1 protein-coding gene is annotated in these 572 nt (G+C 71.5%); it reads left to right on the forward strand.

Annotated elements, in window-relative coordinates:
* On the forward strand, nucleotides 1-572 hold a 572-nt coding region (locus HA630_RS02385), incomplete at both ends, for a CBS domain-containing protein (RefSeq protein WP_166832218.1).

Consider the following 572-nt stretch of genomic DNA (forward strand, 5'->3'; position numbering starts at 1 on the left):
TTTCCCGCCGTGGCCGAGGCCGACACCCTGCTCTACCTGCTGCCCGAGCCGGTGTTCACCGACCTCTTCGAGCACCACCCGTCGTTTGCCGACCAGGTGGAGATCGAAGACCGCACCCGGCTGCACAAGGCGGTGGCGCGCCAGCAAGCGGGCGACGACTTGCTGGTGAGCACGGTGGGCGAACTGGTGCAGCGCGAACCCGTGACCCTGCCGGCCGACGCCACCGCCCAACAGGCCGCCCAACGCATGACCGAGGCGGGCGTGTCGTCGCTGCTGCTGGTGCAGACCGGGGCCGAACCGGACGCGGCCGCAGAGATCGAGGGCATCGTCACCGACCGCGACCTGCGCACCCGGCTGCTGGCCCCGGGGCTGCCGCACGGCACCCCGGCGCTGGACATTGCCACGCGCGAGGTGGTGACCATCCAGCACCACCGGCTGGCGTTCGAGGCCATGGGCCTGATGCTGCGCCACCGGGTGCACCACCTGCCGGTGCTGCAACAACAGCGCCCGGTGGGGGTGCTGGCCCTGGCCGACATCGTGCACCACGAATCGCGCCACGGGCTGTTCGTGGT

It is taken from the genome of Aquabacterium sp. A08 (genome assembly GCF_011742065.1).